The 255-nt window shown below is 63.9% G+C and carries 1 protein-coding gene; it reads right to left on the reverse strand.

The features are described 5' to 3' along the window. A partial coding sequence (locus JMF97_RS32545) for a transposase (RefSeq protein ID WP_203224706.1) occupies positions 1 to 255 on the reverse strand: 255 nt, incomplete at both ends.

Raw genomic sequence — 255 nt, forward strand, 5'->3', positions numbered from 1 at the left:
GGGCCAACCCAGCCAGGTCGTATCCGATTTTGGCGAAGATTCCTTCGTCGCGCCAGGCCGCGTAGTAGGCGTACACCGTATTGTGTGAGGGGAAGTCGTGGGGAAGGTATTTCCAGGCAATTCCGGTGCGGTTGACGTACAGGATCGCGTTGAAGATCTCCCGCAATTCCACGGTGGCCGGCTGGCCGGTGGGCCGCCGGTCGAGTCGGGCCTGCCGCCAAGCGCTCAGTGTTGGCTCGATCAGCGCCCAGCGGG

Source organism: Micromonospora fiedleri (assembly GCF_016774385.1).
In the GTDB taxonomy this organism is placed as follows: Bacteria; Actinomycetota; Actinomycetes; order Mycobacteriales; family Micromonosporaceae; genus Micromonospora; species Micromonospora gifhornensis.